A 17,361-nucleotide genomic window follows, 5' to 3' on the forward strand; every position below is an offset into this window, starting at 1 on the left:
CGCGCCCTGCGGCATTTCGCACCCGGAGCATATCGGCGACAGATCCGCCGACGATTACACCCAGAAAGCCACTAAGTGCTCCACTTCCACCTAAAATCAAAGCCAACTCTGCTTTAGGCAGCTTAAGCACCGTTTCCGCATAAGGAGCGGACCAGAATGCCAGAGCATAAGCGACAAGCGCAACGAGGCCATAGCCAATGGTCGTACAGATGAACGCAGGCGTTCCCCAGATGAGCTTAAATGTCGCCGGATCCTTCGCCCGCAATGTGGATGCCCAGGAGAAGACGGCATAATAGCCAAAGCCAACCGCCGACCATTGCGGAAAATTGCCGGTCAGTTGGATCATTGTATACGCAAAAGCAGCAATAGCGGCTGCCGTGACTATGTTTATCACAAGCGCCGTTGGCCCGCGTTGCCATGCACCCCATAAGGTAAAGGGTGGAACGATCATTGAAAGATCGCTCGCAAATGCGCGGAATGGGGCAGGGTGCGCGGGCGTAACCAACCCATCCATCGCGCCGCGGACCGGCTCACGCAATGTTGCGACCCACAAGCCCACGATTATGCCCGGGATGCCAACCGCAACGAATGCCGCATGCCAGCCAGCCAATCCAAGTGGACCGCCTTGCGGGAAAGCTGCGTCCCAGCTTTGCACAATGAGCGCGCCCAAAAACAACGACACACCGCCGCCAATATACAGGCCGGAAGAGTAAATCGCGAGCGCGGTCGCGCGCTGCCGTTTCGGGAAATAATCGGAAATCAGCGAATAAGCCGTAGGGCTTGCCGTCGCTTCGCCCACGCCAACGCCCATGCGCGCCATGGTCAGTTCCACCTGATTGCGCGCAAAGCCGGACAAGGCGGTCATGATCGACCATAAGGCAAGGCCAATGGACAGAAGCTTTACACGGCTCCAGTTGTCTGCAAGTCGGCCAAGCGGAATACCGAATAAAGCATAAAAAACCGCGAAAGCTGCGCCACCCAAAAAGCCCATATCGGCATCGGTCAGGCCAAGGTCTGCCTTGATATCGACAGCCAAAATGCTGAGGATTTGGCGGTCGATGAAGTTGAGTATGTAGACGATTACAAGGACAATCAGCACATACCAGCTGTAGCTGCTGGCCTCAGGCGACTTAACCTCTGCTTGCGGGGAAATAGCGCCGTTGTTTTCGCCTTCGACCGTCACACTCACCTTGCTCTCCCTAAACGGCAGTTGTCGCCTTCTGCTGCTATGGCTAGCAGAACAGCCAATCTGCGCAACGATAATTCCCTTTCAACTCGTCGCACACAAGGCGCGGACTTGGTTTGGTGGAATAATGCAGAGATCCGAAGCACATTCCTCAAAAGCAATGCCGAGCAGTAGCAATGAAAAAAATCGCAATGGGGCGTGTCGTGTTTCACTTGAATCTGGAACGAATTCCTCCAATATACTGGATTGGCGGCTATCTTGCCGTGTTTTGAGGAGAATTAAGTCATGGCACAGTGGTCCGATCCACGGGTAACCGGGACCCAGTCAAGTCTTGCAGGTACGCGCGCAGGCGACGTTGCTGTCGACGCTGGTCTGCGTTCGCACATGCTCAAGGTTTACAACTATATGGCGTCAGGCGTCTTGCTGACCGGCATCGTTGCGATGCTGTTTGCACAGACCGAACTGGCACGAAATCTGATGGTGAACCCAAGCCTAATGAGCTGGGTAATCATTTTATCGCCACTGGTCGTCGTAATGGCGATGAGTTTTGGTCAAGGTAAGTTTTCTGCTGCCACGCTTCAGGCGATGTTCTGGGGATTTGCGGTATTGATGGGCCTATCGCTGGCCCGCATCTTCATGATGTTCACCGGTGAGTCCATCGCGCAGACTTTCTTTGCAACGTCAGCGGCTTTCGCGGGATTGAGCCTGTGGGCTTACACAACCAAGAAAGACATCAGTGGCTGGGGAAGCTTTCTGGTCATGGGTATGGTCGGCTTGATTGTTGCGTCGATCGTTAACATCTTCCTCGGCTCCGACACTTTGGGTTGGGTTATCAGCTGCGCAGGCGTGCTTATCTTCGCTGGCCTGACGGCTTATGATACGCAACGTATCAAAAGTGAGTATTTCTACCTTCAGGGTTCAGAAATGATCGGTAAGGCCGCGGTCATGGCTGCGCTGACGCTGTATCTGGACTTCATCAACATGTTCCAGTTTTTGCTGAGCTTCCTCGGTAACCGCGAATAAGTCATCGGCTGTTCAGCTTGAACGCCACAATATGGCCCGGTGGGAAACCACTGGGCCATTTTCTTTGGGATTTGGTCGAACAGGGCTTTTCATTCGATCGAAAATCCTGTTGGAATCAGGAATAGCAAATCGGAGAGCGCAAATGCGTCGGGGCATAAAAAATCTAGCTGCCATCATCATGGTTACTGCGGTTGCAGCTTGCGCTCCAGCTCCAGTAAAAGTCGTACCGACACCCATTCCACTTCCTGCGCCGCCGCCGCCCGCTATGCCTTTGCCACCGGGTGGCGCGGCGCTGTCGATGACGATCCCGCCGGTCGGGCTTGATGGCGTTCGCGTTACGCCCAACCGTGGTTTAAGCCGTGATGAACAAATTTGGCATTTTCGGTCGGCTTTGAACGTAGCGGCATTGAATTGCCAAGGGCCTATATGGGGTCAAATCGCGACCGAGTATAACAAGTTCATCGTCATTCATAAGGCGATCTTGTCGAGAACCAGCAAAGCGGTCGACCGGGAATATGTCGCCCGTTATCCCGGCAAAAATGGCTTGCGGGTTCGCGATACGCGCATGACCGATTTGTATAACTACTTCGCTTTGCCGCCCGTCCGTGCCCAATATTGTGACATGGCGCTGCGCAAGCTGACTGAGGCCAATACCGTCCCCACAGGTGCATTGCCGGAATATGCGATTGGCGGCCTGGCTGATATTGATGGCGTGTTTGTCAAATTTTACGATGCATATGTGAAATATGAACGCGATCTTGCCGACTGGAATATGAAATACGCGCCGAAGCCCGTTTATGCCCCAATTCCGGTAGGACCAGCAACATCGCCTGCCAGTCCCGGATAGTTATCGGATTAACCGGTGAGGGCAGCCTGCACCTCGCGCAAGTGATTGTCAGGCCATGCTGATATAGTCGCGCATTGCGGCGGCTTCGGCCTCAATTTTGTCGATACGGTACTTCACCAAATCGCCAATGGAGACAAAGCCGACAAGGTCATCCCCTTGGATTACGGGAAGGTGACGAATGCGCCGTTTCGTCATCAGTGATAAGGCCGACAGGATTGCCGTATCGGGCGAAACGGTGATGGCTGGTGCCGTCATTGTGTCCGCAACCGTTTTCGTCAGGAAAGCGGAACCATGATGCGCGACACCGTAGACAATATCGCGTTCGGAAAAAATACCGACAACGGTTTTGCCATCGACAACGGGCAGGGCGCCAATCCGGTTTTCGGCAAGGCGCGAGACCACATCACCGACACTTTCGTGCGGCGCAGCCGTGAACACATTGCCTTGATGGTTGGCCAATATCGCAGAAATCGTCATCGACTCTCTCCCTATGTCCTTGCCCCTGATGGAACTTATAGCATAAGGCGACCTTATCAAGCTATGACTCGCCATTCCCGCCTCGATGATCCTGAATATGCCAACTTCGCATGGCGCCGCTATTGGCGGCTGATGCGGTGGATGTTTGGTGTGACATTGATTGTGACCGTGGGTGCCCTCGGGACATTCTGGTGGCAGAACGGGATGGTTTCCATCCACTTCTTCATCGCCACGGCCGGTGCAATAACCGGGGCAATCATGCTGACCGCCGCTTTGATGGGGCTTGTTTTCCTGTCCAGCGGGTCGGGCCATGATGAATCCATCGATGACCCTTTTGAAGACGAAGCTGACCGGTGACGGAGGCTGTTCGCAACCTTCCAAAACGGAATGACCCGGTTTTGCGGGTTGTTCCGGGTCCCGCCGATATCAATGCCAATGGCCATATCTTCGGCGGTTGGGTGTTGGGGATGATGGATCAGGCCGGTGGTATCTTGGCCGGGCGGATTGCGCAGGGCGCGTGCGCGACAGTGGCCATTGAGAAGATGGAATTCATCGCACCGATTTTATTACGCGACATCATTTCCGTGTACGCTTCACTTGAACGGCGGGGCCGCACATCCATGGGCATCCGCGTCGAAGTTATCGCGACCCGTGCGCGTGGCCAACAGGAAGTCAAAGTGACCGAAGGTCTGTTTACCTTTGTTGCCCTAGATGACGACCACAAGCCACGGGCATTGCCCGAAAGCTAGAGGTTATCGCGCCGTTTGTGCGCGATCAACGGCGGAACGATTGATTATTCCGCCGCTGCAGCTTCATCATCGCCGACAGGCTTAACTCGGCGGGCGCGTGGTTTGCGTGCTGGCCTTTCCATATCCGCGTCATTGTCGTCCGACGAAATAGCGATGGACGGCGGCAATACGGCGAGATCAAGACCTGCGGGCGCATCGTCTTTTTCTTCGCTGTGGTGGCGGCGCGGGCCGCGATTTGCGGACCGGTTATTGTCGGAACGATCATTGCGGTCGGCCCGTTCCGGGCGACGTGGTCGGCTTTCGCGCTGTTGTTCGCGTGGTGCGCGCTCTTCGGTATCGCCATCATCTTGCGAAACGGAATCGGCGTCCATTCCATCGGAAGAACCTTGTTCGTCATAATTCTGCGAACGATCATCATTCTGCCAATCGTCGCGGTCTTCACGATTATCTTCGCGGGGACGACGTTCGCCTTGCTGTTCCTGACGCGCTTCTTGGCGGCCCCGGAAATCGGCGAGTACGCGGAAATAATGGTCAGCAAATTGCAGGTGATATTCGGCGTTTACGCGGTCACCGTTAAACTGCGCGTCTTGCGCTAGCTTTTTGTACTTTTCCAGCATCTGCGCTGCGTTGCCGCGCGCACGATTGTCGATCTGGTTCTGATAGTCGAAACCGCTGCGGTTGTTATTTTGCTGGCGATTATTGTTGTTGCGACCGCGGCGACGATTGTTGTTCTGCTGCTGCCTGTTGTTGATATTCATCAGGGCTGACCCGTCCTCTTTTAGCACTTAAAAATTGCAGGAAGCCCCAAAACCCAGTCTTTGGGTTACGCCAAGGTCGACCGAGACCTTGAAAAAATTTCCAACTGCGCTGGGGGCGGCTTCGCGCTAATCTCCGCAATTCACGGGTTTTGCTGCGATGCTTTTTAGCGTTAGCGGTTCGGTTGCGTGATTCCAAGCGAAAAGCGCAAGGCGCGTGGATTGCCGGAAAGGTCGGGGGTTAATTCGGAAGCGAACCCAGCTTCAGTGCCCAATTTTGCGACGGATTTTGACTGGTTGAATCCGATTTCGAAGACCGCGATTCCGGTGGTTTTTAGCAGTTTTTCGAGGGTTTTTAGAAGTATGCGATAGTCGCGCAGACCGTCGGGGCCGGCGAAGAGGGCGCTGTGCGGTTCGTGGCGGGCGACCATGGGCGCAAGCGGGGTTGCGTCCTCAATATAAGGGGGGTTGCACAAGATGAGGTCGAATTGCCCCAAACCATCCGCCCACCCGTCCAAAGTCCAATCACGCTGTTCAAAGTATGCGCGCCCGTCCAGCCCAAGGCGCGTGGCGTTGCCCGATGCGACCGCCAGAGCCGCCGCGCTGGCATCAATGCCCACACCCTCAGCCCCCGAAAACACCGACAAGGCCGCCAGCAACAACGCGCCCGACCCCGTGCCAAGGTCCAAGATCCGCGCAGGCGCATCCCGCCCGGCAAAACCCGCAATCGCCACCTCAATCACCGTTTCGCTGTCCGCACGGGGGATCAGCACATCGGGCGTCACATGCAGGTCAAGGTCCCAAAAGGCCTGCATTCCGGTGATATAGGCCACCGGCTCATCCGCCACCCGCCGCGCGAGATACGCCGCAAAGGCAGGCGGCGCAGCAAGATCATGCATCCGCAACAACATCGCCGACCGGTCCATTCCCAAGGCATGCGCCATCAACAATTCGGCGTCGAGACGCGGGGTCGCGCTGACGGGCGTCAGGGCATCGGTCGCATCGCGCAGCGTTGAGGCTAGATTAGGGGCAGGTCCATCCATACCCCGCCCGTAAACCCAAGCCGCCCGAAAGCAAAGCGGTCCCGCGCGCATACTTCGGCGCGCCGCCATTTTATTTCACCGCACACGCAACCATCTGCCGACTTTGCACGTTATTGCCAACTGAAGCGTTCATTTGGAAGGAATCGCAGTATGAAGATTTTGAAAAGCACGTTGATTTCGGGCCTGTCCGCACTGGCATTGACCGCGTGCTCGGGCAGCGACACCAGCGATACCGTGGCGACCGATACCGAAGTGGTGCAGGACGACGCGATGATATCCGACGGAACCCAAGCGACCACCGACAAGAATATTGTCGCGCTTGCGCAAGGCAACCCACAGGCATCGACTTTGGTCACCGCCGTCACCGCCGCCGGATTGGCCGAAACATTGTCGGGCAGCGGCCCGTTCACCCTATTCGCGCCATCGAATGACGCATTTGCCAAGTTGGATAAGGCAACGCTCGACGGATTGATGATGCCCGCCAGCAAGGCGAAGCTTGCGGCGCTGCTGAAATATCATGTCGTCGCCGGCAATGTGAAGGCGGCTGATTTGGCGAAGCTGATCGCGGACGGCAACGGCACCGCAACCGTCACGACGCTGAATGGCGGCACCCTGAAAGCCAGCATGAACGGCGACAAGATTGTCCTGACCGATGCCAAGGGCGGTAAATCGACCGTGACTACGGCAGATTTGGTCGCGTCAAACGGCACGGTTCACATGGTCGACACCGTCGTCATGCCATAAAGTTTCGGGTTGCTTCGGCGATCTGAAAGCCAGTCCTCAAATTCCCCCTAGCAGGTGAAGAGGACTAAATTGACCCCGTCCGGATCCCTCCCCCGGGCGGGGTCTTTATATGTAAAAAGCAATGCGGCGGCCGGATGGACGGTGACCGTAGTTCCCACCTCATTCGTCATCCTGAACTTGTTTGTGCGATGCACGCCTTCGGCTCCAGGATCTTACTATTTCGACGTCGGAAGTAAGATGCTGAAACAAGTTCAGCATGACGGGGTGTTTTTTTGGACGAGAGGGTGCGTTTGTTCGGGAATGACGTTCGCCGGTTCGGACCCCTCCCCCGGGCGGGGTCTTTATATGCGCTTCATCCTGCGGCGGGATTGACCGTCACGGGCCCAAGCTCTTTCAAGCAGGCCTGCAATTTGGCCATGCCTTCGGACGGGCTGGGCGGATTGGCGGCAAGGTCGGACATGCTTTTGCCATCCATCACCTTGTCGGCGGCACAACCACAGACCTGATTGACGTCGACCCCAATGCCTTCGGGAATTTGTTCGCTCGCGGCGGTGGTGCAGGTGGCGACGATGGACTCGCGCACGCTGACCTTAACCGTGTCGTTCAACGCGCTGCCTTCGCCGCACGCGGCCAGCGCGAGCGACAGAAATGCGACCGATAATATCCGTTTCATGGCTTTTCCTCTGTCCAGAAACCCCCGAACAGCAGATGTGGGCAGCGCGCGTTGCTTTACAAGCGCGCGCCCATATAAAACCGCCTTATTTGAAATACCCTTATTTAAAACCCAGTGCCGCGCGCATGATTTGGAATATCGTGTGCTGTTCAATCGTGCCCTTGAACAAATGCGCTTTTGGCCCGGCGGCGCGTGCAACGACATCTTCGCCGCTGTGCGTTTCGGAACCGGTGGGGATCAACGCCTGCTGCCGATAATTCAGCGCCTGCGTATCTTCTTTCAACGGGTCGGGGCGTGGCATGGCTGTGATCGCGCCGGGGCCGTTGATATAGCCCAAGGTTGTGTATCCCTTGCCATCAAAGGCCAGGGTCGATTTGCCTTTCTGGTCGACCACGGGGCCAAGGATGGGGTTACCGCGCTCGGGATATCCCGCCATGGTGAAGGTGTGGCTATGGTCCGATGTGACGACGATTAAAGTATCGCGCAGGTCGACAGTGTCCATCGCGGCTTTCAACGCATCATTCAGCGCCACCGTGTCCTGCAGCGCGCGATAGGCGTTGCCGCCATGGTGGCCATGGTCAATCTTGCCCGCTTCTACCATCAGGACATAGCCCTTGCGGTTTTTGGACAGCATCGCGATCGCCTTCGTCGTCATTTCGGCGAGCGAGGGTTCTTTTGATCCGCTCGCCGTGCGGTCGGCGTCAAATTGCATATGCGATTGTTCGAACAGGCCAAGCAGCTTGTCGGTCTTTTTCGCGTCCACCGCGGCAAAGCCTTCGCTGTTCCAGACATAGGCGCTTTTGGGGTTGGCGGCCTGCCAATTGGCGATCAGGTCCTTGCCATCGGCGCGCTTGCCCTTTTTGCCCGCATATTCGGGGTCCGCCGCGGTGTTGGGCATGAAATGCTGGCGTCCACCGCCCAGCATAACCTCAAACCCATCACCATGCGGCCATTCGACCATTTGGCGGGCAATGTCGATGCAGCCTTCGGCCTTTGCCGCGGCGGGCATATTGGCGTCTACTTCCCAATCGCGTTGCGCGACATGGGCGTAGGTGGATGCGGGCGTGGCGTGGGTGATGGTCGCGGTGGAGACAATGCCGGTGGCATATCCCTTGTCCTCGGCCATTTCGAACAAAGATTTGACCTTAAAGGGTTCGGTCGCCTTGCAATTGTCCTCAACGGCTTGCGGACCAACGCCCAGAACGCCGTTCAGCGTTTTGACGCCGGAGACAATCGCGGTCGCGGTCGGCGCGCTGTCGGGCACTTGGCCATCATGCGAATAGGTTTTGACCAAGGCGGTGTGCGGCAGGCGGTCCATTTGCGCGACATAGGATTCGCCATCGACGCCCTTTTGCTGCCCTTCAAAAATGCGGGCGGCGGTTAATGTGGTGATGCTCATGCCGTCACCGATGAAGATGATGACATTGCGCGCCTTGCGGTTGTTGGGCGTATCCGCTTCCAACCGTGCAAGCTCGGCTGCGCCAGCCTTTAAATAGCCGTCGCTGGTGGTCAGCGGCGGCGTGCCAATGGGCCGCGCAGGCGGCAGGGGAGCCGCCGCCGTCGCCGCCGCCGGATCCGGCGTCGCCGCATATTGCGCGAGAAGCGGCGCGCCGATCAGGCAAGACGCCAACGCCAAAGACACAGGCAGGCCAGCGGACACAAACGGCGACACTTTACGCATTTCACTCTCCAAAAATGTTTCGGGCCCACACATCGCAGAGGAAGATGACGGGCGCAAGACAGTGGGGTTTTTTGGGGGGAGATTTTGGCGAGGGGGAGTTGGTACGGAGGCTTTCCTTCCGTAAAGGAGTAAAGCGCTATTTAACAATGTTGCGAAACGTGAGATTCAATCGTGGGCCACAAATTTGCGTCTCTTTGTTTATTCCGTGATTCCAATTTCGTTGGGTGTCCCCCTTCATAAGCAACAGGCTGCCTGATGTTAGTTTCACATGTTTAGTTGGCAGGTCTCGACGTCTTTTATGCTTGAAAAGCAAAGTTCGAGTAGCCCCGTAACTAAGCGAGGCGATAGCCGGCTCCGGTCCCAGTGACGGTTCATTGTCGCTGTGAAAACCCATTCTATCATCTTGATTTCGATAGAGATTCAAAAGCACGCTGTTGAAATTGATCTCTAATAGACTTTCTAGTTCACGTCGAAGTGACAACAAAAGATTTGTCCATGGCAAAGGATGCATAACCGTATTGGAGTAAGTGTAACTCCGACCAGGGTCACCGTACCACGCTGTTAATCGAGGCTGCAGGTGGCTCTTGCCCCAAACAACAACTTTTTCATGCTGCCAGATAGTTTCTTTGTATAACTTTTCAAAAATGCTCTGATCATTCATCGGAAAAGGGAACTTAATCAAAAAAGAAACGTCAGCTTCTTCTAAATCGATCTTTGAAAATCGAACGTCGGAAGCAAAAAGGTCATCCATTAAATCTTTTTCCAAACTCTCATGCTGACATTCCCCTTCAGCTTTGGGCTCTGTCCGAATATTGTTCCATATGTGGCTTCAACCGCAGAACTTTGCTCTTCATAACTCATCAACAAGCGAGAAAAATCTCGCGAAAAAATACGTCGTAAATCGGGCCTATTATCAAACTCTGCTTCCATCAATGGAATGAAATTATCTCCGCCGTTATCCACATAGCAAAAAATCGCTCCCTCGCCTGCACCGCCAATTACCCGATCAATAAATTCTGAAACCGACCTTTTCTCGTTAAACGACCATACTTCAGATAAAACAAAACTGAATGTGAAAATGTCGGCGTCTAACCAACCCCAGTTTGTTGTCCATGGACTGCCGTTTGCCAAGTCTAAATTGATGTGTTTCTGGCTAACGGATAGTTCTCCCTCAAAAGTATCTACGAGGTGTCTTCGACAGCCGTTCCAAGCTTTCTCGCGGTCCAAAACTGCAAACGCGAACTTTTTGTCGTTCAAACTGTTTTCATTTGCGAATTTCAGGACGCCAAGCATATCGCTGCCGGGACCCCCTCCAATGCAGGCGACCCTCACCTTTTTGCCAGTCATTTTGGCAAGAACTGATTTTCGTGCGTGCGTCAGAGCCTTATACATCCAATCCGAGTGCGCCGGTAATGATCTATATGTATAAGCAATGTGCGTAGTTATTTTTGAGTAGTCGATTGGGTTTCGTCCCGAATTCAACAACCGTCCGCCGTATTCCTCAGTTAGCATTTGCAATCTACGCTTAACAGATTCTTCAGCTGTAGCATCTCGTTCATGTAAGTCCGCAATTGGCATCATCGCGTCAATCATCAGCTTTGCGCGCTCAAAGTTCGTCATAGAGAATCCCCTTCGCCTTTTTAGTCGGCCGCCTTCGGAGCCTAGGTCGACTACCCAATCCCCCGTTCTGATGACGTCGAGATTGTGCTTGATGATTACGGCTGAAAAATAAATTGTCAATTTGTGTGAATAAAAGCAATTGGTTCATGGACGGGAGCCCTTTTCCAACCTCGGTCTCTCTCTTCGTCATGCTGAACTTGTTTCAGCATCTTACTTTTTGAGGGCGGTTGGAATTAAGATCCTGAAACAAGTTCAGGATGACGGTGGGGGGTTTTTGGACGAGCGAGGGGTGTTGGGATGAGGGCGGACGCCAAGCATCTTCTTCGTGCCTTTGTGGCTTTGTGCGAGATACATTGGCGCAGCTTCTGGCTTTGGCGGGGCGGCGTGCTCGCGCGCTATGGGCGTGGGCCCACCCCTAACCCAGTGGAGCCTCTCGGATCAGTTCGGGGGCCCACCCCTAGCCCCTCCCGCCTGCGGGAGGGGAACTTTGGTGTTGCTGCCACTCTTCGTCATCCCACTTTTCGTCATGCTGAACTTGGTTCAGCATCTTACTTTTTGTCGGCGGTTGGAATTAAGATCCTGAAACAAGTTCAGGATGACGGTGGGTGGTGTCGGGATGACGGGGGGGTGTCGGGATGTGGGCGGACGCCAAGTATCTTCTTCGTGCCTTTGTGGCTTTGTGCGAGATACATTGGCGCAGCGCTTAGCTTTGGCGGGGCGGCGTGCTCGCGCGCTATGGGTGAGGGCCTACCCCTGATCCAGTGGAGCCTCTCGGATCAGTCCGGGGGCCCACCCCTAACCCCTCCCGCCTGCGGGAGGGGAATCTTAGCTTGCTTTGGCAAGCATCGGTTTCAAATAATGCCCCGTGTAGCTCGCCGCGACCTTGACCACATCTTCGGGCGTGCCTTCGGCGACGATCTCTCCGCCCTTCACGCCGCCTTCGGGGCCTAAGTCGATGATCCAGTCCGCGGTCTTAATGACGTCGAGATTATGTTCGATGACCACCACGCTGTTGCCCTGTTCCACCAAACGGTGGAGCACTTCGAGGAGTTTGCGGACATCCTCAAAATGCAGGCCGGTGGTGGGCTCGTCCAGAATGTACAAAGTCTGGCCGGTGGACCGGCGGCTGAGCTCCTTGGCGAGTTTGACGCGTTGCGCTTCGCCGCCGGATAATGTCGTGGCCTGTTGCCCGACCTTGACATAGCCAAGCCCAACCTCCGCCAGCATCGCCATTTTGTCGCGGATCGGGGGGACGGCCTTGAACACCTCCACCGCGTCCTCCACCGTCATGTCGAGCACGTCGGCGATGGACAGGCCCTTCCATTTGACCTCCAGCGTTTCGCGGTTGTAGCGTTTGCCGTTGCATTCCTCGCACGTCACATAGACGTCGGGCAGGAAGTGCATTTCGATCTTGATCAGGCCATCGCCGCTGCATGTTTCGCAGCGGCCGCCCTTGACGTTGAAGCTGAAACGCCCCGGCTTATACCCGCGCGCGGCGCTTTCGGGCAATTGGGCGAACCAGTCGCGGATGTTGGTGAACGCGCCGGTATAGGTCGCGGGGTTCGAACGCGGGGTGCGGCCAATGGGGGATTGGTCGATGTCGATCACCTTGTCGCAATGTTCAAGGCCCGTGACCTTGTCATGCGCGCCCGCGATGACGCGCGCACCATTCAGGCTGCGGGCTGCAGAGGCATAGAGCGTGTCGATGGTGAAGCTTGACTTGCCGGAGCCCGATACGCCGGTGATGCAGGTGAATGTGCCCAGCGGGATGCTTGCGGTGACATTCTTTAGGTTGTTGGCGCGGGCATTGTGGACGGTCAGCTTCTTCTTATTGCCCTTGCGCCGTGTCTTGGGCACCGCAATCTCGCGCGTGCCATTCAGATACGCGGCGGTCAGGCTGTCTTTCGACTTCAGTATTTGTTTCAGCGTGCCTTCGGCCATGACGGTGCCGCCATGGACACCCGCGCCGGGGCCAAGATCGACCACCCAGTCGGCGGTGCGGATGGCGTCTTCGTCATGCTCAACTACGATGACGGTGTTGCCCAAATCGCGCAGGCGGCGCAGCGTGGCGAGCAGGCGGTCATTGTCTTTCTGGTGCAGGCCGATGCTGGGCTCATCCAGCACATAGAGCACGCCCGACAGGCCGGAGCCGATCTGGCTGGCGAGGCGGATGCGCTGGCTCTCCCCGCCGGACAAGGTGCCGCTGGTCCGGTCAAGGTTGAGATAATCGAGCCCGACATTGTTGAGGAAGCCCAACCGTTCGTTGATTTCCTTCAGGATCGCCTTGGCAATCTGCTGCTGCTGGTTGGTCAGCGTTTGGTCGACGCTGCCAAACCACTCGAGCGCGTCGCCCACGCTCATCTTCGTCGGGGTGGCGATGTCGACGCCCGCGATTTTGACCGAAAGCGCCTCGGGCTTCAGGCGCGCGCCGTGGCAGGTTTCGCACGGTTGCGACGTCTGATATTTCGACAACTCCTCGCGCATCCACGCGCTGTCGGTTTGCAGCAAGCGGCGGTTGAGATTGCCGATGACGCCCTCAAACGCCTTGCGCACCGTATATTCCTTGCGCCCGTCCTTAAACGTCAGCTCCACCGCCATGCCGCCGGTGCCGTGCAGGATGATAAGCTTCTGTTCGGGGAGCAGATCCTCCCACGGGGTATCGAGGTCGAAGCCATAGGCCTTCGCCAGGCTGGCGAGCACTTGCATATAATATGGGCTGGGCGGGTTCGATTTCGCCCAAGGCACAATCGCGCCTTTCTTTAACGACAGATGTTCGTTCGGCACCACCAGTTGCGGGTCAAATTCTTGCCGCTCGCCAAGGCCATCGCAATCGGGACACGCACCTTGCGGGGCGTTGAACGAGAACAGACGCGGCGCGATTTCGGCGATGGTGAAACCGCTGACGGGGCAGGCGAATTTCTCGGAAAACACAATGCGGTTGGCGGGCAGGCCCGTGCCCTTCATCGCGCCGCCGGTGACGTTGGTGGCGGGTGTGAACGTCGCGCGCGCTTCACCAAAGGCGCTAGGCACGCTCTCGGCATTGCCGGTTTGCAATTCCGCCACCGTGGTGTCGGCCAAATCCACAAAGGCCAAACCATCCGCCAGTTTCAACGCGGCTTCAAAACTTTCGGCCAAACGCTGCTGAATGCCGTCCTTCACGACGATACGGTCAACGACGACCTCAATGTCATGCTTATATTTCTTGTCGAGCGCGGGCGCGTCTTCGATGGCGTACATTTCGCCGTCGATGCGCACGCGGGTGTAGCCCGAACGCTGCCACTCGGCGAGTTCCTTGCGATATTCGCCCTTGCGGCCCTGCACCACGGGCGCGAGCAGGAACGCGCGCGTGCCCTCTGGCAAGGCCATGACGCGGTCGACCATTTGGCTGACCGTCTGCGCGGTGATCGGCAGGCCCGTTGCGGGCGAATACGGCACGCCAACACGCGCCCATAACAGCCGCATATAATCGTAAATCTCGGTCACCGTCGCGACGGTCGAGCGCGGGTTGCGCGACGTTGTCTTCTGCTCGATGGAGATCGCTGGCGACAGGCCCTCAATATGCTCGACATCGGGCTTTTGCATCATTTCCAAAAACTGGCGCGCATAGGCCGACAGCGATTCGACATAACGCCGCTGCCCCTCGGCATAGATGGTGTCGAACGCTAGGCTGGATTTGCCCGAACCGGACAGCCCGGTGATGACGATCAGCTTGTCGCGTGGAAGGTCGATATCGACGCCCTTGAGATTATGCTCGCGCGCACCGCGCACCTTAATATGGGTGAGTGACATGAAGTAGCTTGTTCCAGATTTGTTCTAAAAGCGCAAGTGCGCGAGTCTCTTCCCGAAATGGGCCGAAGGTTAACCAAATTCAAGGCAGGTTTTTACCTCATCTTGCATGCGCATATCACGCGCGGGCGAAGAGGGCCCCGCAATGTTTTGATATAGTTCAACCGCTAGGTCCTGACCCTAGATTAACTTTCCACTTCTAACGCCGGGCATTCCATGCTTGTGTGGGGCATGACTTTAGAAACAGCATCCGAACCCATCGCCACCCCCGCCGCCACTATGGTGATTTTTCGCCAAAACCCCGATGGCGGTGCACCATTGTTGCTGATGGTCGAACGCATCAAGGCCATGGCTTTTGCCGGCGGTGCGGCGGTTTTCCCGGGTGGGAAGGTCGATCCGGCGGATTTCGATTATGCCGAAATGCTGGGCGGGCCTTTGCCGTTGGATGAGGCCGCGGCGCGGCTGGCGGCCATTCGTGAGACGATTGAGGAGGCTGGGCTTGCCCTTGGGCTAAAGGGTGTTGATGACCCCGCAGATTGCGATGCCCCGCGCGCGGCGTTGCATGATGGGGAAAGCCTGCAAGCGATATGCAACCGCTTTGGCTGGGAACCCGATTTTGACCAACTCGTGCCATGGTCACGCTGGCGGCCGCCAGCGTTTGAGCGGGCATCGCGGGTTTTCGATACACGCTTCTATTTGGTGGATGCAGGCAACACCACGCCGCTGGCCACCGTGGACCACACCGAAAACCGGGCGCTGTTTTGGGCCAGCGCGGCAGAGGTTTTGGAAAAAGCCGACAAGGGCGAGGTCAAGATCATCTTCCCGACGCGCCGCAATCTGGAACGGCTGGCGATGTTCGGTGACTTTGACTCGGCTGCCGCGCACGCGGCGGCGCACCCGGTTTCCACGGTCCTGACCTATATCGATAAGCGCGAAGACGGAAACTGGCTCTGCATCCCCGACGGCCATGGCTATCCCGTGCTTCAGGAGTCACTGGATCAGGCAATGCGCGGCTAATGGCGATGCTCGCGCAACTGCAGGGGTTGATCGGGATCGCGGTCATATTGTTGATGGCGTGGGGATTTTCCGAACAGCGCAGGGCATTTCCGGGCTGGCGCTGGGTCGGTGGCGCGTTGCTGCTGCAAATATTGATCGCTTTGGTGATAGTGCGGGTCCCGTTTGTCTGGGACGTTATCATGCTCGCCAATTATGCGGTCATGGCGATCGAAAAGGCGACCTTGGTCGGTTCAAGCTATATGTTCGGCTATACCGGCGGCGGGGCGATGCCGTTCGTGCTGAAGGAAGGCGCAAGCCCTCCGCTGATTATTGCCTTCCAAATATTGCCTTTGGTCATCGTTTTCTCGGCGCTATCCGCATTATTGTGGCACTGGAAAATCCTGTCGATCATCGTGCGCGGGTTAAGCTGGGCGATGCAAAAGACGATGGGGGTAAGCGGCGTCGTTGGCTTAAGCGCTGGCGCAAATATCTTCTTGGGCGTCGTCGAGGCGCCTCTGGTCGTCCGCGCCTATTTTGAGAAAATGAGCCGCAGCGAATTGTTCATGGTCATGGTGCTGGCGATGTCGACAATTTCCGGTGCGATCCTGATCCTCTACGCGCAGACGCTGTCCAAAACGGTTCCTGACGCTGTCGGCCATATGATTTCGGCATCTTTGATTGTGCTGCCCGCGTCGATCCTGATCGCCCGGCTGATGGTGCCGGGCGCGGGGGATACCCAGATGGACCCTGATGACACCAGCTTGAAATATGAAAGCAGCATCGACGCCGTCATCACGGGGACGATGGACGGGGTTCAGTTGTTCCTTGCGGTTATCGGTATCATCATCGTGGTGTTTGCGCTGGTTGCTTTGGTTGACCAGATGCTGACCGTGTTGCCCTTGGTCGACGGGACAGCGTTGACGCTGCGCCGGATGTTCGGCTGGCTGTTTGCGCCATTGATGTGGGCAATCGGCGTGCCATGGGAGGAGGCAGGAACTGCAGGCGGACTGATGGGAACCAAGGCGATATTGAATGAATATGTCGCCTATCTCGACATGGCGGCATTGGCCGATGGCACTTTGGGTCCGCGCAGCAAGCTGATAGTCACTTATGCCTTATGCGGATTTGCCAACTTGGCCAGTATCGGACTGCTCGTGTCGACGATCGGCACCTTATGCCCTGCACGCCGCACCGAAGCGGCGTCATTGGGTATGAAAAGCTGGGTCGCAGGCAATCTCGCCTCTGCAATGACAGGGGCGATGATTGGCCTTGTTACGGCGGTTTAGCGGGGTCGCCGTCCCCCCAACCCCTCCCGCTTGCGGGAGGGGCGTTAACGTCGCTCTAAATCAATCTTCAGGCGCGATGGTGACGATTAGGCCGTCAAGCGCATCGGTCACAGGAACCTGACACGACAGGCGTGAGGTTTCGTTCCGGTGGTCGGTGCTGTCGAGCAAGTCGTTTTCGTCTTCGCTCATCTTGGGCAAGCGATCGGCAAAAGCGGGATCGACATGGATGTGGCAGGTCGCGCACGAGCAGCAACCGCCGCACAATGCCAACAATTCGTCAAAGCCATTGTCGCGGATGACTTCCATCAGGCTCAGGCCATTTTCAGCCTCAACTTCGCGGCCTTGGCCATCGCGAGAAATTACTGTGATTTTAGCCATGAAAATGCTCCCTAAACCCGTGTTTCGGCCCGCCTGATAAGTTGCCGACGTCATAATGTGAAGCGCTAATTTAATGGGGATAAGTCGGGCGGCGCACTTGGCCAAAGCGGTGGCGGC

The 17,361-nt window shown here is 56.6% G+C and carries 17 protein-coding genes; 7 read left to right on the top strand and 10 right to left on the bottom strand.

Features of this window, described 5'->3' with window-relative positions; translation table 11 throughout:
* Positions 1 to 1,183, bottom strand: a 1,183-nt coding sequence (locus ACIQ0G_RS04855) for an MFS transporter (RefSeq protein WP_397576945.1), incomplete at its 3' end; no start/stop codon positions are given.
* Between the two features lie 288 nt (positions 1,184 to 1,471).
* On the opposite strand from ACIQ0G_RS04855, the gene ACIQ0G_RS04860 reads away from it, so the two are divergent.
* Positions 1,472 to 2,209 carry a Bax inhibitor-1 family protein gene (locus ACIQ0G_RS04860; protein WP_397576932.1) on the top strand — a complete coding sequence of 246 codons (738 nt, stop codon included), beginning with the start codon at positions 1,472 to 1,474 and terminating at the stop codon, positions 2,207 to 2,209.
* Between the two features lie 265 nt (positions 2,210 to 2,474).
* Complete coding sequence (locus tag ACIQ0G_RS04865) at positions 2,475 to 3,056, top strand: hypothetical protein (RefSeq protein ID WP_397576933.1); 582 nt, start codon at positions 2,475 to 2,477, stop codon at positions 3,054 to 3,056.
* 48 nt (positions 3,057 to 3,104) lie between these two features.
* On the opposite strand, the gene ACIQ0G_RS04870 is transcribed toward ACIQ0G_RS04865, so the two are convergent.
* Positions 3,105 to 3,533 carry a CBS domain-containing protein gene (locus ACIQ0G_RS04870; RefSeq protein WP_397576934.1) on the bottom strand — a complete coding sequence of 143 codons (429 nt, stop codon included), beginning with the start codon at positions 3,531 to 3,533 and terminating at the stop codon, positions 3,105 to 3,107.
* Between the two features lie 63 nt (positions 3,534 to 3,596).
* On the opposite strand from ACIQ0G_RS04870, the gene ACIQ0G_RS04875 reads away from it, so the two are divergent.
* Positions 3,597 to 3,890 (top strand): hypothetical protein, encoded by a 294-nt coding sequence (locus ACIQ0G_RS04875; RefSeq protein WP_324477995.1) that lies wholly within the window; start codon positions 3,597 to 3,599, stop codon positions 3,888 to 3,890.
* Positions 3,887 to 4,282 carry an acyl-CoA thioesterase gene (locus ACIQ0G_RS04880; RefSeq protein ID WP_306063068.1) on the top strand — a complete coding sequence of 132 codons (396 nt, stop codon included), beginning with the start codon at positions 3,887 to 3,889 and terminating at the stop codon, positions 4,280 to 4,282. The genes ACIQ0G_RS04875 and ACIQ0G_RS04880 overlap by 4 nt, the downstream gene beginning before the upstream one ends.
* A 44-nt stretch (positions 4,283 to 4,326) precedes the next feature.
* Here ACIQ0G_RS04880 and ACIQ0G_RS04885 read toward each other — a convergent pair whose 3' ends face one another.
* Positions 4,327 to 5,040, bottom strand: coding sequence for a DUF4167 domain-containing protein (locus ACIQ0G_RS04885; protein ID WP_397576935.1), 714 nt, complete (start codon positions 5,038 to 5,040; stop codon positions 4,327 to 4,329).
* A 170-nt stretch (positions 5,041 to 5,210) separates the two neighbouring features.
* Positions 5,211 to 6,080, bottom strand: a complete 870-nt coding sequence (gene prmC, locus ACIQ0G_RS04890; protein ID WP_397576936.1) for a peptide chain release factor N(5)-glutamine methyltransferase — start codon at positions 6,078 to 6,080, stop codon at positions 5,211 to 5,213.
* A gap of 150 nt (positions 6,081 to 6,230) precedes the next feature.
* Here prmC and ACIQ0G_RS04895 point away from each other — a divergent pair, with 150 nt between their 5' ends.
* Positions 6,231 to 6,824: a fasciclin domain-containing protein gene (locus tag ACIQ0G_RS04895; RefSeq protein ID WP_397576937.1), complete on the top strand. Its 594-nt coding sequence runs from the start codon at positions 6,231 to 6,233 to the stop codon at positions 6,822 to 6,824.
* Positions 6,825 to 7,176: 352 nt separating this feature from the next.
* Here ACIQ0G_RS04895 and ACIQ0G_RS04900 read toward each other — a convergent pair whose 3' ends face one another.
* From ACIQ0G_RS04900 to uvrA, 5 genes are all read right to left on the bottom strand, one after another.
* A complete protein-coding gene (locus tag ACIQ0G_RS04900) occupies positions 7,177 to 7,497 on the bottom strand; it encodes a hypothetical protein (protein WP_397576938.1) in 321 nt (106 codons plus the stop codon).
* A 100-nt stretch (positions 7,498 to 7,597) separates the two neighbouring features.
* Entirely contained in the window at positions 7,598 to 9,178 is a 1,581-nt protein-coding gene (locus tag ACIQ0G_RS04905) for an alkaline phosphatase (protein ID WP_397576939.1), read from the bottom strand.
* Between the two features lie 136 nt (positions 9,179 to 9,314).
* Positions 9,315 to 9,944, bottom strand: a complete 630-nt coding sequence (locus tag ACIQ0G_RS04910; RefSeq protein WP_397576940.1) for an alpha-ketoglutarate-dependent dioxygenase AlkB family protein — start codon at positions 9,942 to 9,944, stop codon at positions 9,315 to 9,317.
* Entirely contained in the window at positions 9,929 to 10,798 is an 870-nt protein-coding gene (locus ACIQ0G_RS04915; RefSeq protein WP_397576941.1) for a hypothetical protein, read from the bottom strand. Before ACIQ0G_RS04915 ends, ACIQ0G_RS04910 begins: the two co-directional genes overlap by 16 nt.
* Positions 10,799 to 11,623: 825 nt before the next feature.
* Positions 11,624 to 14,587 carry an excinuclease ABC subunit UvrA gene (gene uvrA / locus ACIQ0G_RS04920; protein ID WP_397576942.1) on the bottom strand — a complete coding sequence of 988 codons (2,964 nt, stop codon included), beginning with the start codon at positions 14,585 to 14,587 and terminating at the stop codon, positions 11,624 to 11,626.
* 228 nt (positions 14,588 to 14,815) lie between these two features.
* Between uvrA and ACIQ0G_RS04925 the strand changes: the two genes are divergently transcribed.
* Positions 14,816 to 15,601: an NUDIX hydrolase gene (locus ACIQ0G_RS04925; RefSeq protein WP_397576943.1), complete on the top strand. Its 786-nt coding sequence runs from the start codon at positions 14,816 to 14,818 to the stop codon at positions 15,599 to 15,601.
* Positions 15,601 to 16,866 (top strand): NupC/NupG family nucleoside CNT transporter, encoded by a 1,266-nt coding sequence (locus ACIQ0G_RS04930; protein WP_397576944.1) that lies wholly within the window; start codon positions 15,601 to 15,603, stop codon positions 16,864 to 16,866. Before ACIQ0G_RS04925 ends, ACIQ0G_RS04930 begins: the two co-directional genes overlap by 1 nt.
* Before the next feature lie 60 nt (positions 16,867 to 16,926).
* On the opposite strand, the gene ACIQ0G_RS04935 is transcribed toward ACIQ0G_RS04930, so the two are convergent.
* Positions 16,927 to 17,244 (bottom strand): 2Fe-2S iron-sulfur cluster-binding protein, encoded by a 318-nt coding sequence (locus ACIQ0G_RS04935; protein WP_183941786.1) that lies wholly within the window; start codon positions 17,242 to 17,244, stop codon positions 16,927 to 16,929.
* Between the last annotated feature and the right edge of the window lie 117 nt (positions 17,245 to 17,361).

The sequence above is a fragment of the Sphingorhabdus sp. genome (assembly GCF_044354325.1).
In the GTDB taxonomy this organism is placed as follows: Bacteria; Pseudomonadota; Alphaproteobacteria; order Sphingomonadales; family Sphingomonadaceae; genus Sphingorhabdus_B.

What these genes read in the sequence shown, in the direction of transcription:
- ACIQ0G_RS04860 (WP_397576932.1), top strand. Translation starts at nt 1,472, where the DNA reads ATGGCACAGTGGTCCGATCCACGGGTAACCGGGACCCAGTCAAGTCTT.
- ACIQ0G_RS04865 (WP_397576933.1), top strand. Translation starts at nt 2,475, where the DNA reads ATGCCTTTGCCACCGGGTGGCGCGGCGCTGTCGATGACGATCCCGCCG.
- ACIQ0G_RS04870 (WP_397576934.1), bottom strand. Translation starts at nt 3,533, where the DNA reads ATGACGATTTCTGCGATATTGGCCAACCATCAAGGCAATGTGTTCACG.
- ACIQ0G_RS04875 (WP_324477995.1), top strand. Translation starts at nt 3,597, where the DNA reads ATGACTCGCCATTCCCGCCTCGATGATCCTGAATATGCCAACTTCGCA.
- ACIQ0G_RS04885 (WP_397576935.1), bottom strand. Translation starts at nt 5,040, where the DNA reads ATGAATATCAACAACAGGCAGCAGCAGAACAACAATCGTCGCCGCGGT.
- prmC (WP_397576936.1), bottom strand. Translation starts at nt 6,080, where the DNA reads ATGGATGGACCTGCCCCTAATCTAGCCTCAACGCTGCGCGATGCGACC.
- ACIQ0G_RS04895 (WP_397576937.1), top strand. Translation starts at nt 6,231, where the DNA reads ATGAAGATTTTGAAAAGCACGTTGATTTCGGGCCTGTCCGCACTGGCA.
- ACIQ0G_RS04900 (WP_397576938.1), bottom strand. Translation starts at nt 7,497, where the DNA reads ATGAAACGGATATTATCGGTCGCATTTCTGTCGCTCGCGCTGGCCGCG.
- ACIQ0G_RS04905 (WP_397576939.1), bottom strand. Translation starts at nt 9,178, where the DNA reads ATGCGTAAAGTGTCGCCGTTTGTGTCCGCTGGCCTGCCTGTGTCTTTG.
- ACIQ0G_RS04915 (WP_397576941.1), bottom strand. Translation starts at nt 10,798, where the DNA reads ATGACGAACTTTGAGCGCGCAAAGCTGATGATTGACGCGATGATGCCA.
- uvrA (WP_397576942.1), bottom strand. Translation starts at nt 14,587, where the DNA reads ATGTCACTCACCCATATTAAGGTGCGCGGTGCGCGCGAGCATAATCTC.
- ACIQ0G_RS04925 (WP_397576943.1), top strand. Translation starts at nt 14,816, where the DNA reads ATGACTTTAGAAACAGCATCCGAACCCATCGCCACCCCCGCCGCCACT.
- ACIQ0G_RS04930 (WP_397576944.1), top strand. Translation starts at nt 15,601, where the DNA reads ATGGCGATGCTCGCGCAACTGCAGGGGTTGATCGGGATCGCGGTCATA.
- ACIQ0G_RS04935 (WP_183941786.1), bottom strand. Translation starts at nt 17,244, where the DNA reads ATGGCTAAAATCACAGTAATTTCTCGCGATGGCCAAGGCCGCGAAGTT.